General features: G+C 40.0%; 14 protein-coding genes and 1 other annotated feature. Of the genes, 8 read left to right on the plus strand and 6 right to left on the minus strand.

Features of this window, described 5'->3' with window-relative positions; genetic code table 11:
* Window positions 1-24: 24 nt before the first annotated feature.
* Complete coding sequence (gene mnmM, locus ACFQZ9_RS16470) at window positions 25-597, minus strand: tRNA (mnm(5)s(2)U34)-methyltransferase (protein WP_498944627.1); 573 nt, start codon at window positions 595-597, stop codon at window positions 25-27.
* Window positions 594-1,553: a tRNA modification radical SAM protein MnmL/YtqA gene (mnmL, locus tag ACFQZ9_RS16475; protein ID WP_198309483.1), complete on the minus strand. Its 960-nt coding sequence runs from the start codon at window positions 1,551-1,553 to the stop codon at window positions 594-596. Before mnmL ends, mnmM begins: the two co-directional genes overlap by 4 nt.
* A 175-nt stretch (window positions 1,554-1,728) precedes the next feature.
* Between mnmL and ACFQZ9_RS16480 the strand changes: the two genes are divergently transcribed.
* The 5 genes from ACFQZ9_RS16480 to ACFQZ9_RS16500 all read left to right on the plus strand — a co-directional run bounded on the left by ACFQZ9_RS16480 (window position 1,729) and on the right by ACFQZ9_RS16500 (window position 6,743).
* On the plus strand, window positions 1,729-2,016 hold the full coding sequence (locus ACFQZ9_RS16480; RefSeq protein ID WP_026572130.1) for a YtzC family protein: 288 nt from the start codon (window positions 1,729-1,731) through the stop codon (window positions 2,014-2,016).
* Between the two features lie 20 nt (window positions 2,017-2,036).
* A complete protein-coding gene (locus tag ACFQZ9_RS16485) occupies window positions 2,037-2,216 on the plus strand; it encodes a hypothetical protein (RefSeq protein ID WP_026572131.1) in 180 nt (59 codons plus the stop codon).
* Window positions 2,217-2,365: 149 nt separating this feature from the next.
* Entirely contained in the window at window positions 2,366-3,547 is a 1,182-nt protein-coding gene (locus tag ACFQZ9_RS16490; RefSeq protein WP_498944628.1) for an MDR family MFS transporter, read from the plus strand.
* 153 nt (window positions 3,548-3,700) lie between these two features.
* Window positions 3,701-3,918 (plus strand) — a binding site (T-box leader).
* 40 nt (window positions 3,919-3,958) lie between these two features.
* Window positions 3,959-6,376, plus strand: coding sequence for a leucine--tRNA ligase (gene leuS / locus ACFQZ9_RS16495; protein WP_498944629.1), 2,418 nt, complete (start codon window positions 3,959-3,961; stop codon window positions 6,374-6,376).
* 61 nt (window positions 6,377-6,437) lie between these two features.
* Window positions 6,438-6,743 (plus strand): rhodanese-like domain-containing protein, encoded by a 306-nt coding sequence (locus ACFQZ9_RS16500; protein ID WP_498944630.1) that lies wholly within the window; start codon window positions 6,438-6,440, stop codon window positions 6,741-6,743.
* Between the two features lie 31 nt (window positions 6,744-6,774).
* Here the strand turns inward: ACFQZ9_RS16500 and ACFQZ9_RS16505 are convergent, their stop codons facing one another.
* Complete coding sequence (locus ACFQZ9_RS16505; protein ID WP_498944632.1) at window positions 6,775-7,671, minus strand: FAD:protein FMN transferase; 897 nt, start codon at window positions 7,669-7,671, stop codon at window positions 6,775-6,777.
* The gene (locus tag ACFQZ9_RS16510) at window positions 7,671-8,030 is read right to left on the minus strand and encodes a hypothetical protein (RefSeq protein ID WP_498944633.1); all 360 of its coding nucleotides are present in this window, start codon (window positions 8,028-8,030) and stop codon (window positions 7,671-7,673) included. Before ACFQZ9_RS16510 ends, ACFQZ9_RS16505 begins: the two co-directional genes overlap by 1 nt.
* Before the next feature lie 139 nt (window positions 8,031-8,169).
* On the opposite strand from ACFQZ9_RS16510, the gene ACFQZ9_RS16515 reads away from it, so the two are divergent.
* A complete protein-coding gene (locus tag ACFQZ9_RS16515) occupies window positions 8,170-8,355 on the plus strand; it encodes a sporulation protein Cse60 (protein ID WP_133334283.1) in 186 nt (61 codons plus the stop codon).
* A gap of 10 nt (window positions 8,356-8,365) precedes the next feature.
* On the opposite strand, the gene ACFQZ9_RS16520 is transcribed toward ACFQZ9_RS16515, so the two are convergent.
* On the minus strand, window positions 8,366-9,637 hold the full coding sequence (locus ACFQZ9_RS16520) for a BaiN/RdsA family NAD(P)/FAD-dependent oxidoreductase (RefSeq protein WP_498944634.1): 1,272 nt from the start codon (window positions 9,635-9,637) through the stop codon (window positions 8,366-8,368).
* A gap of 400 nt (window positions 9,638-10,037) precedes the next feature.
* Here ACFQZ9_RS16520 and ACFQZ9_RS16525 point away from each other — a divergent pair, with 400 nt between their 5' ends.
* Both ACFQZ9_RS16525 and ACFQZ9_RS16530 read left to right on the plus strand, forming a co-directional pair.
* Window positions 10,038-11,648, plus strand: coding sequence for a putative polysaccharide biosynthesis protein (locus tag ACFQZ9_RS16525; protein ID WP_498944635.1), 1,611 nt, complete (start codon window positions 10,038-10,040; stop codon window positions 11,646-11,648).
* A gap of 26 nt (window positions 11,649-11,674) precedes the next feature.
* Window positions 11,675-12,394 carry a pseudouridine synthase gene (locus ACFQZ9_RS16530; protein ID WP_498944636.1) on the plus strand — a complete coding sequence of 240 codons (720 nt, stop codon included), beginning with the start codon at window positions 11,675-11,677 and terminating at the stop codon, window positions 12,392-12,394.
* Window positions 12,395-12,446: 52 nt separating this feature from the next.
* Here the strand turns inward: ACFQZ9_RS16530 and ACFQZ9_RS16535 are convergent, their stop codons facing one another.
* Entirely contained in the window at window positions 12,447-13,712 is a 1,266-nt protein-coding gene (locus tag ACFQZ9_RS16535) for a TolB family protein (RefSeq protein ID WP_498944637.1), read from the minus strand.
* Window positions 13,713-13,849 lie beyond the last annotated feature (137 nt).

Consider the following 13,849-nt stretch of genomic DNA (forward strand, 5'->3'; position numbering starts at 1 on the left):
ACCAGGCCTTTTCAAGCCTGGTTTTTAACGTTTTTCGATCGCCACAATAAATGGCGGATTATTTTGTTGGTTGATAAATTGATACGTTAGGACATGTGCAGACTTTTGGTCGAGTGTTTGGCAATACTCTAGAAGCGCATCACGTTCGAATGCACCTTCAGAATGACCGTGATAAATGACAAGAATAATGATTCCTTCAGGCTCCATTATGTCTAAAAGTTGCTCAATCGCTGCAATAGTCGTTCCAGGTTTTGTGACAACCGTTTTATCGCTGCCTGGTAGATATCCTAGGTTAAAAATCGCTCCTGTTATTTTTCCGTAATCAGCAGCAGGAATTTTTTGTTTAATTTTCTCGTGTCCTTCACGAAAAAGTGTTACCCGTTCGAGCATATTATGCTTGGACAGCCGTTCCTTACTTGCTCCTATGGCTTCTTCTTGGATATCAAAACCATATACTTTACCATTTTCGCCGACAAGCTCAGCTAAAAATAGGCTATCGTGTCCGTTCCCGAGTGTTGCATCAACAGCAATATCACCAGGTTTTACAGCTTTGGATAGCAACTGTTTTGCAAAAGGAAGAATCCGCTCTAATTTCATTGGATATTCCCCTTTTGAAAAAATTTCCCCTGCCAGCTGTTTCTTCTTTTTAGCTCGGCATCAATTGCATTTAAAACTTCCCATTTATTTACACTCCACATTGGTCCAACCATTAAGTCAATTGGTCCGTCACCAGTAATGCGATGAACAATCATTTCGGGTGGTAAAATTTCTAATTGGTCGCATACTAGGCTTATATAGTTTTCTTGGGAGAGAAACTCTAGCATGCCTTTTTCATATTGTTTTACCATTGGTGTCCCTTTTAAAAGGTGAAGTAAATGGATTTTAATCCCTTGAACATCAAGTTTTGCGACCTCACGGGCAGTCTCCATCATCATTTCATTCGTTTCAAGCGGCAGGCCATTAATAATATGAGAGCAAATGCGAATCCCATGTTTTCTTAATTTGTTAACTCCCTCAACATAGCATCGAAAATCATGGGCGCGGTTAATTAACATGGCTGTCCGTTCATGAACAGTCTGTAAACCAAGCTCGACCCAAAGATAGGTTCTTTCATTTAATTCAGCCAGATATTCCACCACATCATCCGGTAGACAGTCCGGGCGGGTGGCAATCGACAGCCCCACAACACCTTCCTGATTTAGTACCGCTTCATATTTCTCACGAAGAACCCCAACAGGTGCATGGGTATTCGTGAACGCCTGGAAATAGGCCATATATTTTCCGTCTTTCCATTTTGTATGCATTTTTTCTTTTATTTCAAGAAACTGGGTTTCTAATGTCTCGGCACGGTTTCCGGCGAAGTCCCCAGAACCTGAAGCGCTGCAAAAGGTACAGCCTCCATGAGCCACCGTACCGTCGCGGTTTGGGCAATCGAATCCGCCATCTAATGCCACTTTAAAAACCTTGTGGCCGAAATGGTGGCGAAGATGATAATTCCACGTATGGTAACGTTTATCATCTAATGCATATGGAAAAGGTTTCGTTTCAATCATTCGAAAACCTCCTAATAAAAGAATTTATAAAGAAGCACATAAAGTAAATTTTATCATGAAGTATGGGCTTATCCAAATGGATTTTATTTGCTGTTATAGGAAAAGAAATCAAGAACAAAATAAGGATTGAAGCGGTGCGCTTCAGTGTTCATAGCAATAGGAAAGGGGTTCTAAGATGGCTACTCGTGATTCAATGAGTCATTTAATTCAGCAATGTGAGGATGCTATTCGATTTGCCCAGGATCAATATCGGGAAGGCAGCCTTCAACAACATTATAATAACGATGATTATACGAATGCCTTACAAGGACTTGAACAAACCTATCAGGATGTTTGTAAAATGGCACAATTTGCAAATGGACAACAAAGGGAGCAGCTGCACAGAATGAGACTACAGCTGCAACAGATTCAAAATACAATGATTTTACAGGGGCCTTATCAAAATACACAAATTCTTGAGTAACCATTGAGGAGGAAACTTTGGTGAAAAAACGGTCGAAACAGCAAAATCCAGAACAAAAAACAAGGAATGGCATCAATAATAACGATTTGGAGTTAGGTCAGGATGTTGATTTAGTGAAACAGGCAAAAAAGAAATATGAAGAGACAGGCGGGCAACCGGTAAAATCGAAATTTCATCAAGAAAAGGAACAGTCTTCTTAATTAACTGTTCACCCTCAACAAATTGTTGGGGGTTTTTTATATGTGATTTTTCAGTCGAAATAAGGCAATGAAAAAGGATTGCGCGTTAAGTAAAAGTACACTACACTTATGTAGGGTTTCGAAATATTTATATGTAAAGGGGAATTTTCATGCCGCGTGCATTATGGCTGTTAATTATCGGGATGGCAGTGAATTCAACTGGCTCTTCTTTTTTATGGCCTTTAAATACAATCTATATTCATGATCATTTAGGAAAAAGTTTATCGATGGCAGGAGTTGTTCTCATGTTAAACTCTGGTGCAAGTGTCATTGGTAACCTAATTGGCGGTAGTTTTTTTGATAAGTATGGGGGTTATAAATCAATTTTAGCAGGTATTGGGGTTTCAGTGTTTGCCATCATTGGACTTTCGATTTGGCATGGCTGGCCAGAATATGTGATCTTTTTAACCATCATTGGACTTGGAACAGGCATTATTTTTCCTTCCATGTACGCTATGGCAGGTTCCGTATGGATTGAGGGTGGTCGAAAAGCTTTTAATGCTGTGTATGTTGCCCAAAACCTGGGTGTAGCAGTCGGGGCTGCACTATGCGGAATTGTTGCTGATTATTCTATGCAATTAATTTTTCTAGCAAATGCTGTTATGTATATCATATTTTTCTTCATTGCAGTTTTTGGCTATAGGAATATTAATGTGAGTTCGATAAAACAAAAGAAAAAGCAAGAAGAGCATATCCAAGTAAAAAACAAAAGGAATTTAAAATCATTACTTATCCTATGTTCTGGTTACTTGCTATGCTGGGTAGCCTATGTTCAATGGACAACGACGATTGCTTCATACACGCAGGAAATCCATATTTCTCTATCACAATATAGTTTATTATGGACGATAAATGGTGCGCTAATCGTTCTTGGCCAGCCCCTTTTAAACAGTGTTTTAAAACGCTGGGTTACTTCGTTAAAGGTACAGATGGTGACCGGAATCATCATTTTTATTATTTCCTTTGTCGTAGCTGGTAATTCCAATGCTTTTTTTGGGTTTCTTATGGGGATGATTATTTTAACCATCGGTGAAATGTTTATTTGGCCGGCGGTCCCAACAGTTGCTTTTGCCTTATCACCTAAGGGCCGTGAAGGATTTTACCAAGGAATTGTCAATAGCACTGCCACCGGCGGCAGAATGCTTGGTCCGCTATTAGGCGGAATAATCGTCGATTTATACAGCATGTCCACATTATTTACCGTATTAATCGCGCTATTTTTGGTGGCAATCGTCACAACCCTAATCTATGACCGCGCAACGGTGACAGGCACCGTTCGTGGACAAATCTAAGGATTTGTCCGTATGGAGTGGACAAAGCGGTATTTTAACCACTTTGTCCATTTTTATGTTTAAAAGAGAAGGAATGCGGCAATTCTGAATTTAGGCTTTTGTTATCTTGCAAATTGCCGGGAAATTTTATACAATAACCGTATATCTTTATATTGAAAGACATGGATTAGGAATAGTAATGGTTCTTGCCCGTTTAGAGAGTTGACGGCTGGTGAAAGTCAATCGGGTACATCATGAACTCGCCTAGGAGTTGCAGGCACGAAAGAAGAGTAATGTTTGCCGTTTACCGCGTTAAGGAGAATGAAGCGAGTGTTTTAACACTAATGTGGGTGGTACCGCGGGAAGATACATACAATCCTCTCGTCCCTGTTTGGGGATGAGAGGTTTTTTATTTTTAAGGAGGAAAATCTTATGAGTTTCGACCATCAACAAATCGAAAAGAAGTGGCAAAAGAAGTGGGAAGAAGAGAAGACATTCAAAACAAGCGAAGAGTATGATAAACGAAAATTCTATGCGCTTGATATGTTTCCATATCCCTCCGGTGCCGGACTTCATGTCGGACACCCTGAAGGCTATACAGCAACAGATATTCTTTCACGTACGAAACGGATGCAGGGCTATAATGTTCTTCACCCAATGGGCTGGGATGCCTTTGGTTTACCTGCCGAACAATATGCATTGGATACCGGAAATGACCCGGCAGTATTCACAGAACAGAATATTAACACGTTCCGCAGACAAATTAAATCACTAGGTTTCTCTTACGATTGGGATCGTGAAGTAAACACAACTGATCCTGAATATTATAAATGGACGCAGTGGATTTTCTTGAAACTATGGGAAAAGGGTCTTGCTTATATTGATGAAGTGGCGGTTAACTGGTGTCCGGCACTTGGAACCGTATTAGCTAATGAAGAAGTCATCGATGGAAAAAGCGAACGCGGAGGACATCCGGTAGAACGCCGTCCAATGAAGCAATGGATGTTGAAAATTACGGCCTATGCTGACCGTTTGCTTGAAGACCTTGAAGAACTTGATTGGCCGGAAAGTTTGAAAGAAATGCAGCGCAATTGGATTGGCCGCTCTGAAGGTGCTGAAGTCACCTTCCAAATTGACGGACATGATGAAACCTTCACTGTGTTCACAACAAGACCAGATACACTATATGGAGCAACCTATGCGGTGCTTGCCCCAGAACATGCCTTTGTTGATAAAATTACAACCGCTGAGCAACGTTCAGCAGTGGATGCTTATTTAGATAAAGTAAAAACCAAAAGCGATCTTGAGCGGACAGATCTTGCAAAAGAGAAAACAGGTGTATTTACAGGTGCTTATGCCATAAATCCTGTAAATGGTGAAAAAATGCCGATCTGGATTGCCGATTATGTGTTAGTAAGCTATGGAACCGGTGCAATTATGGCGGTTCCGGCACACGATGAACGGGACTACGAATTCGCTAAACAATTCGACCTGCCTATTAAGCAAGTAGTTGCAGGCGGTGATATTGAAAAAGAAGCGTATACAGGTGACGGGGAACATATTAACTCTGAATTCTTAAATGGTTTAGATAAAACAGAAGCCATTCAAAAGATGATTTCTTGGCTTGAAGAAAAAGGAATTGGAACTAAGAAAGTAACCTTCCGTTTACGTGACTGGTTATTCAGCCGTCAACGTTACTGGGGTGAACCAATTCCAATTATCCATTGGGAAGATGGCGCAATGACCGCTGTGTCGGAAGAAGAGCTTCCGTTAATGCTTCCAAAAACAACGGAAATACGACCTTCTGGGACAGGTGAATCACCACTTGCTAATATCGATGACTGGGTAAATGTGGTTGATCCAGAAACCGGTAAAAAGGGCCGTCGGGAAACCAATACGATGCCGCAATGGGCAGGAAGCTGCTGGTATTATTTACGATATATTGATCCAAAAAATAATCAGGCACTTGCTTCTGAAGAAAAATTAAAACATTGGCTTCCGGTTGATACCTATATTGGCGGTGCGGAGCATGCGGTGCTTCACTTACTTTACGCTCGTTTTTGGCATAAGTTTTTATATGATATTGGTGTTGTGCCAACGAAGGAACCATTCCAAAAGCTATTTAATCAAGGAATGATTTTAGGCGAAAACAACGAAAAAATGAGTAAATCTAAAGGAAATGTCGTCAATCCTGATGATATCGTGGATAGCCATGGTGCTGATACACTTCGCTTATATGAAATGTTCATGGGACCTCTTGATGCTTCAATCGCATGGTCAACGAATGGCCTTGACGGTTCACGACGCTTCTTAGATCGGATTTGGCGTTTATTAGTGGAAGAGAATGGCGAGGTAAATCCGAAGATCCAGCCAAACGAGGAAGCCACTAATTTGGAAAAAATCTATCATCAAACTGTAAAAAAGGTTACAGAGGATTATGAAGGCTTGCGTTTTAATACGGCTATTTCACAAATGATGGTATTTATCAATGAAGCCTATAAATCAACGGTCCTTCCAAAGGATTATATGGAAGGCTTTGTAAAATTACTTTCTCCAGTCTGCCCGCATATTGCAGAGGAACTTTGGGAAAAGTTAGGACACAATGGTACAATTTCCTATGAAACATGGCCAGCATATGATGAAGCAAAGCTTGTCGATGAAGAAGTTGAAATTGTCATCCAAGTAAATGGCAAAGTGAAAACAAAACTAAAGGTACCAACAGATGCTAGTAAAGAAGCGTTAGAAGGTATCGCCATGGACGATGACCGGGTGAAGGAACAAATCGAAGGAAAAACTGTTCGCAAGGTCATTACGGTTCCGGGCAAGCTAGTCAATATCGTGGCAAACTAATACAATTGAACATCCTCCAGTAAAAAAATGCTGGAGGATGTTTTATGAAGGGATGGCTAAAATGGAAGAAATTCAAATTATTACTCCAGAAGAATTAAAGTCGAAGCTTAAGCAAGGGGAAAAGCTGGAGCTTGTTGACGTAAGGGAAGATGAAGAGGTTGCTGAGGGAATGATTCCGGGTGCAAAGCATATCCGGATGGGAGATATCCCTGCCAACCTTGATTATTTCGATAAGGATAAAGAATATATCTTCATCTGCCGCTCAAGCCGCCGTAGTGAAAATGTCTGTTACTACTTGCAGGAACAAGGCTATAAAGTTTGCAATATGATTGGCGGCATGATGAATTGGACAGGTGAAACCAAATAAACGATTCCACAAGTGGAATCGTTTTTTTCTATTACTTAACATTTCCGTCGAAAATTCCTCCTCTCCAAATTTTCCCCTCTTGGTCAATGAGTACTGCTTGGGTTCTTTTTTCGCGGATAAAACTCTTTCCATCCTTATCTCCTAATAAAAGAACGGTCTTTGCCCATACATCCGCTTCAACAGCGGTGGGGGCGGTAACGGTCGCTGAAACAATTTTGCTCTCGGACGGCTGCCCGGTCCTAGGATCTATCAAATGATGCTGCCACTCCTCGTTTAACTTCCATCTTCTTTTCATGGTAGTTGAGGTAGCAACCGCACCGCTTTCAATCTGAATGGAGGAGAGCAGGTTGGAAAAATCAAATGGACTCTCAATTCCAATATTTAATGACCGTGGCAATGCTCCAAAAATGCGAATATCACCGCCGACATTAATAAAGCCAAATCCTATTTCTTCTAACAATTCTGCTGCACGGTCAATCACCCAGCCCTTTGCAATTCCGCCTAAGTCAATTTTTGAAAAGAGAATGACGGATTGCTGCTCCTTGTCTAAAACAAAGGGTTTATTATTGTGAATGGCATTCGGGGAAAAGCCGGGTAATTTAAATGATTGTCCTTTAATATACTCAATTGATTTTACATACCCGCTGCTTTCAAGCGAAGTTAATACTCCCGGATTGAAAACACCGCAAGTTTCAAGAAAATAGTGTTCAGCATCTGTTAGTATCGAAAACATTTCAGAAGAAACGGTTACTTGTTTCCCTATTTGTTTATTTAATTGGGATAATTCACTATCTACTTTAAATCGGCTGCAGGTGGACTCGATTAGTTCGAAAAGCTTATAGATCGGCATCAAATCATTCGCAAACATTTCTTGGTTAATCGAGATTTTCACCATCGTACTCATGGAGTTAAATTGATATTGATACATCAGGTACCACCCGTTGTTGTGTCAAAGCCATCATGATGCCCAAATGAATGACCGCCGCCATTAAATTGATCTTGATTTTGCTGAAAAGAATCATCACTGTTCCCTTGCCCATATTGCGATGCTTGATCATCATCAAAACTAAAATTCGAACTCGAATCAGAATCAGCTGACGACTGATCCCCACTTGAATCAAGATTATTTTGCGCTTGTTGATTTGTATTTTGATTAGCCGGAGAGTTTTGACTCACTGCTGCTTGATTATTATTTCCATTGGATAGTCCGAGATAGGATACCATCCCTGCCACTAATGCCAAGCTCCCAAAGCTGACGCCCCACGAGATTCTTTGTTTTTTATCCAATTTCTTTTCTCCTTTCCTTCTTTCTGATAGTAGTTTAAAAGCTGAACCTTAAATTATTCTTAAATTTTTGCAGATGCTGATTTTTAAAATTCTGAAAATAGGGAAATAATGATAGGAAAAAACAAAGGGAGAGAGTAAAGTGATTCAGGTTAAACTGTTTGACCGGGAGCATGAAAAGGATTTGGAAAAGGAAATGAATCGTTTTTTAAAAGGTTTAGATGAAAAAAGTCTGCTGGATATTAAATACAATGTTGCAGCAATGACAGAGGATGAAGAGGAGGAACAAATTTATTGTTTTTCTGCGATGATTATATATAGATCCTGACAATAATTTGTCAGGATCTATCTTTTGCAGAAAGTGCGGCATTTGTACCGGCAAGCCTTCCTGTTACAAGTGCTGAGGTAATATTATATCCTCCTGTATATCCATGGATATCAAGTATTTCCCCACAAAAATATAAACCATTCATTATTTTAGAGCCCATCGTTTGCGGCTCAATTTCTTTTACAGAAACTCCGCCGCCGGTGACAAATGCTTTTTCAAGTGGCAGGGTGCCATTCACTTTAAAGGTAAATTGCTTGCAGCTTTTTGCAAAACTACGAATTTTTTCATGAGAAACAGTCCCACACTGTGCAGCAGGATCTATCTCATTGTTCTCCAGTAAAAATAGAAGGTATCGCTCTGGCAACATCCCTTTTAAGGTGTTTTTGATACTCTTCTTTGGTTCATTTTTTACCAGCTTACTAATTTCTTGAAAAAGGGCCTCCTCTTTTTTGTCAGGGAGGACATCTAGGTTCATTGTTACCTCTTTTAAATTCCACTTCTTCATCGCTTTGACAACAAATTGGCTGCAGCGTAAAACAGCTGGACCGCTTACCCCAAAATGAGTAAAAATCATATCCATTCGATGAGATATCATTGGCTTGCTTTTTGGATTTAAAACACTTAATTCAATATCCCTTAAGGAAAGTCCCTGAAGAGTTTTCTTTTGGATAAACGCTTCGCTTGAAGTGACAGGTACTTCTGTCGGGAACAACTCGGTCACTTTGTGCCCGGCTTTTTCTGCCCATGCGTATCCATCTCCAGTTGACCCGGTATGGGGAACAGATTTTCCACCTACCGCAATTACAACAGATTTTGCGGTTATTTTTTGACCATCCCTCAGTATTACGCCTGAAACCTGCCCGTTTTCATAGAGGACATCTTTTACGGCTGTATTTTTAAAAACCCGGACCTTCAGTTCTTCTAATTTTTGCAAGAGAGCATCTACAACCGATTGAGCTTTATTCGACGCCGGAAACATCCGCCCGTGATCTTCCTCTTTTAAGGCTATCCCGAGTTTTTCAAAAAAAGCAATAATATCCTCATTACTAAAAATGGAAAACGCACTATATAAAAATTTTCCATTCCCTGGAATATGTTTTATAATTTCATCAACAGGGAGGCGGTTTGTCACATTGCACCGTCCTCCCCCGGAAATAGCAAGCTTTCGGCCAAGCTTGTCTCCTTTATCAATCAAAAGTACTTTTGCACCCTTTTCACCGGCGGCTATCGCTGCCATCAGGCCTGACGGACCACCGCCAATGACTATACAATCAAATTCCATTCTCTCACCAACTTTATGTTCCTAGAAATTTTTGGTTAAACTATTGAAATGCATTGTTTTATTATAAACCTTACCATTTTTTCTGAAAAGAAAACGGAAAGTCAATATTTCAAAAAAATTTAATATGATTGTTAGTAGCGTCAAAGGGAAAACAGTTGTAAACTACTATAGTGTGCAAAAAAAGTCGAATTAACTTTGAGAAAGAACACATTTTAAAATTTTAACATGAATACTGTCTAGCTCCAGCGCCTAGCTCCTCGAGGGAAAAAATGAACTGCTTTTTTCCTAGGTCGCGTCACGCCAGCCGATGAAGTCAAAGAACGACTTCACCGTCTGGCCCGCAAGCAGCTGCCTTAGGCTGAACAAGGCGCTTACGCTTTTCGAAGTAGGAAGGGATTCTATGTCGTCTAAGCTTTTAAGAGGAACGTTTATATTAACCCTTGGAACGATTTTATCAAAGGTTCTTGGCTTATTCTATGTCATACCTTTTTATCAAATTGTCGGGTCTTCGGGAACAGCTCTTTATCAATACTCGTATGTTCCATATACGATTTTTATCAGTATTGCAACAGCTGGGGTACCGCTTGCCGTTTCAAAGTTCATTTCCAAATACAATGCTCTTGAAGAATACGCTGTTGGCCGCAAGTTATTTAAATCGGGCTTAGTAATTATGCTGTCGACCGGATTTGTCTCGTTCTTAATCCTCTATTTTTCTGCCCCGCTTTTCGCAGAAATGATGTTTACGAAAAATGAGGATGTCGGTTCAAGTTTAAAGGATATCACAACGGTTATTAGGGCAGTAAGCTTTGCCTTGATCGTCGTTCCGTTTATGAGTTTAATCCGCGGATTTTTCCAAGGCCATCAATCGATGGGGCCTTCCGCTGTTTCGCAGGTAATTGAGCAAATTGTCCGGATTACCTTTACACTTGCAGGTGCATATGTTGTCTTGCATTGGTTAAATGGCAGCACCGTTCAAGCGGTAAGTGTTGCAACCTTTGCTGCTTTTGTTGGAGCTATCGGAAGCCTATTGATGTTATTTTGGTATTGGTATAAGAGAAAACATTATTTGGATGAACTTCTCATCCATGATAAAGGAACCATCAATATCTCGTTAAAAGAAATTTATAAAGAAATCGTTCTTTATGCAGCCCCATTTGTATTTGTAGGAATCAACAATCCGTTATTCCAGGCGATCGATCAATTTACCTTTTACCGTGCATTAGGGGCAACGGAGTATGCTAAAAATGCCTTCTCCATTTTAAACTTTGAATCTCATAAGATTGTCATCATTCCAGTTTCACTTGCAACTGGATTTTCGTTGGCACTGGTGCCAAGTATCACGAAAGCATTCGTTGAGAAAGACCGAAGTGGATTGAATCACCAATTAAATCAAGCATTTCAGGTACTTCTTTATTTAACTTTGCCGGCAGCCATTGGACTTTCTTTACTGGCTGAGCCTGTTTATACCGTATTCTATGAGCATAAAATGCTGGGAGTGGAAGTATTAAGGGCATATGCTCCTGTGGCGATCTTGTTTTCCTTGTACTATGTAACGGCCTCCGTTTTACAAGGGATTAATGAACAACGATTTACTGTTTTAACCTTGCTGGTAGGATTACTGATAAAATTATCATTAAATATTCCACTAATACAAAAGTGGGGACCACAAGGGGCAGTACTGGCAACTACTCTTGGATACATGGCAGCCATTTCGATTAATTTATTCGTAATTAAAAAATTTGTAGAGTTTCAGTATCGGCTTGTCTTTCGGAGAAGCTTACTAATTTTCATTTTTGCCGGCTGCATGTGGGCAGGTTGTGAAATCGTTTATCGGTTATTGACGTTATTCCTATCACCTGCTTCTAAAGGGCAATCTCTTATTATCATTGTCATTACGGCAGCTGTGGGAGCAGCAATCTATTTTTATCTTGGTTTAAAATCAGGATTGATCAACCGGTTATTTGGGGACCGCGTTGACCGGATAAAGCAAAAGCTGCATTTAAGAGTTTAAAAACCTTCTCAAAAGGGGTGTAAGCGATGAGAATCGATAAAATGCTGGCAAATATTGGATATGGGAGCCGTAAAGAAGTAAAACAGCTTCTGAAAAGCGGTGCCGTAAAAGTGAATGATGTGGTTGTAAAAGATGCCAAACAGCATGTGGAGCCTAATCAAGAAACCGTGACACTAAACGGTGAAGTGATTGAATATAAAGAGTTTATTTATTTGATGATGAACAAACCGCAAGGGGTTTTATCAGCTACTGAGGATAATTCCTGTGAGACGGTTATTGACCTATTGGAGCTTGAGGATCAAGTGTATGAACCCTTTCCAGTCGGCAGGCTGGACAAGGATACGGAAGGTCTGCTTTTGATTACGAATGATGGTCAGTTGGCCCATCGCTTACTTTCTCCTAAAAAGCATGTCCCAAAGACTTACTTTGCGGTAATTGACCAAGAGGTAACGGAGGAAGATGTCCGTGCTTTTGCAGACGGGGTCACACTTGATGATGGCTATAAAACAAAGCCCGGCGAGTTAAAGATTCTAAAATCAGGGCTTCGTTCTGATATTGAACTTACGATTACCGAAGGAAAATTTCATCAAGTAAAAAGAATGTTCGAAGCGGTTGGGAAAAAGGTCGTATACCTTCAGCGAATTTCGATGGGGCCGTTGGCTCTGGATGAGACACTCGAACTTGGTGAATATCGCGAACTAACGGAGGAAGAAGTGGAGTTATTGATGGAGTTTCAAGTGAAATAGAATAAAGCAATGAAAAAGCAGCCAGAAGTATGGCTGCTTTTTCCATTGAGTGCTAATCTTTTTGATTTTCGTAAAACGAATAACCGCCGATATTTTTAATCCATAGCTTTGCATTTTTTCCATCCTGATTTGCAATCCATAAATTCTCCTCAGCAGATGCAATATCTTTTTTTCGCAACCAAGTTACCTTGCTGACAGAAGGAATATAAACCGGGCTGTAATCCCCCAGGCCTGCTGGTGGATGAGTAATCTGAGTCTGCTTCTGATCATTAATATTGATTAAAAATAATGATGGATCGGGGCGTTTACTTGCTTCATTTGACCACTCTTTTTCTTTTACCCTTGAAACGTAAAGTGCATTGTCATCCTTCCATCCGAATCCCAATTCGGCAAAATGCGCGGGTGTCATGCTGAGAGTATTGTAAGCTGGAAGTTCCGTGACCTTCATGTTTTTATTTTTGAAACCAAAAACAATTCTTCCGCCGCCGGCAATATAACCAATTAAATCTTTATGTAATGCCCACTGTGGATGATCCACTCCAAGGATGACCTCATCTAAGACCTCGAAATTCTTTCCATCTGAAGAAAGAACACAAACCATATTACTGTCCATTGACCACGACGCTGTTGGCCCAACAATAAAAGAAATCCACTTGCCATCAGGAGAAAACTGAAAATCAGTTCCATCAATTGCAATAATACTGACATTGCCTTTCTTCAATTCTTTCGGGATTGTATAAAAAGGCTTTACGTGTTTAGTTAAGCTTGTAATCTTTTTTAAATTCTTTTCCAGTGTTATTTTATAAAGGATTGGATTTGTCCATCCGTCAGGGCGTAATGATGCACTTGAGGAGGTAATTAAGGAACGGCCATCAGGGAACCAATTATAATCCCCGACTCCTAAAGCAATATTATAAAAATGATCAAGATCTGAGATATTTAACACGCCACCGCTTTTAAAGGCTACCAAATTTTCGACAGGTGACCATTTCGGGTTCGTGCCATTCAAGGTAATCCTTTTATGCTTTTTCGTTTCGATATTATAAACCCATATTTCTGTACTATGTTCAGGGGCCGAGCTAGCTTTTTCTTTCGTTTCGATTTGGTATAAAATCCACTTTCCATCATGCGACCATTGTGGGGCATAAGGGAAAATATCCGGTTCTTTCGTTTGTTTCTCTTTCTTGCCATTCATCATTGTCCAAAGGAAGCCATCTTTGATATAGGCCATTTTTATATGAGCCTCAATTGGTTCTGCATTTGCAAAGGTTGGCAGCAGCAAAAATAAAATAAATACTATGAAAATTTGTTTTTTCATTCTTTCACCTCATCTTCAATTATTTTCCACAATAATGGGAGAATTATGATAAAAAAAACAAATGAACAATATTTGCAAATAACATGATTACACAGTGGGTAATCTATAAATATTTACTTGGATTTTTGAAAAGGGGG

The organism is Neobacillus sp. GCM10027624 (assembly GCF_042675345.1).
Classification (GTDB): Bacteria; Bacillota; Bacilli; order Bacillales; family Cytobacillaceae; genus Neobacillus; species Neobacillus cucumis_D.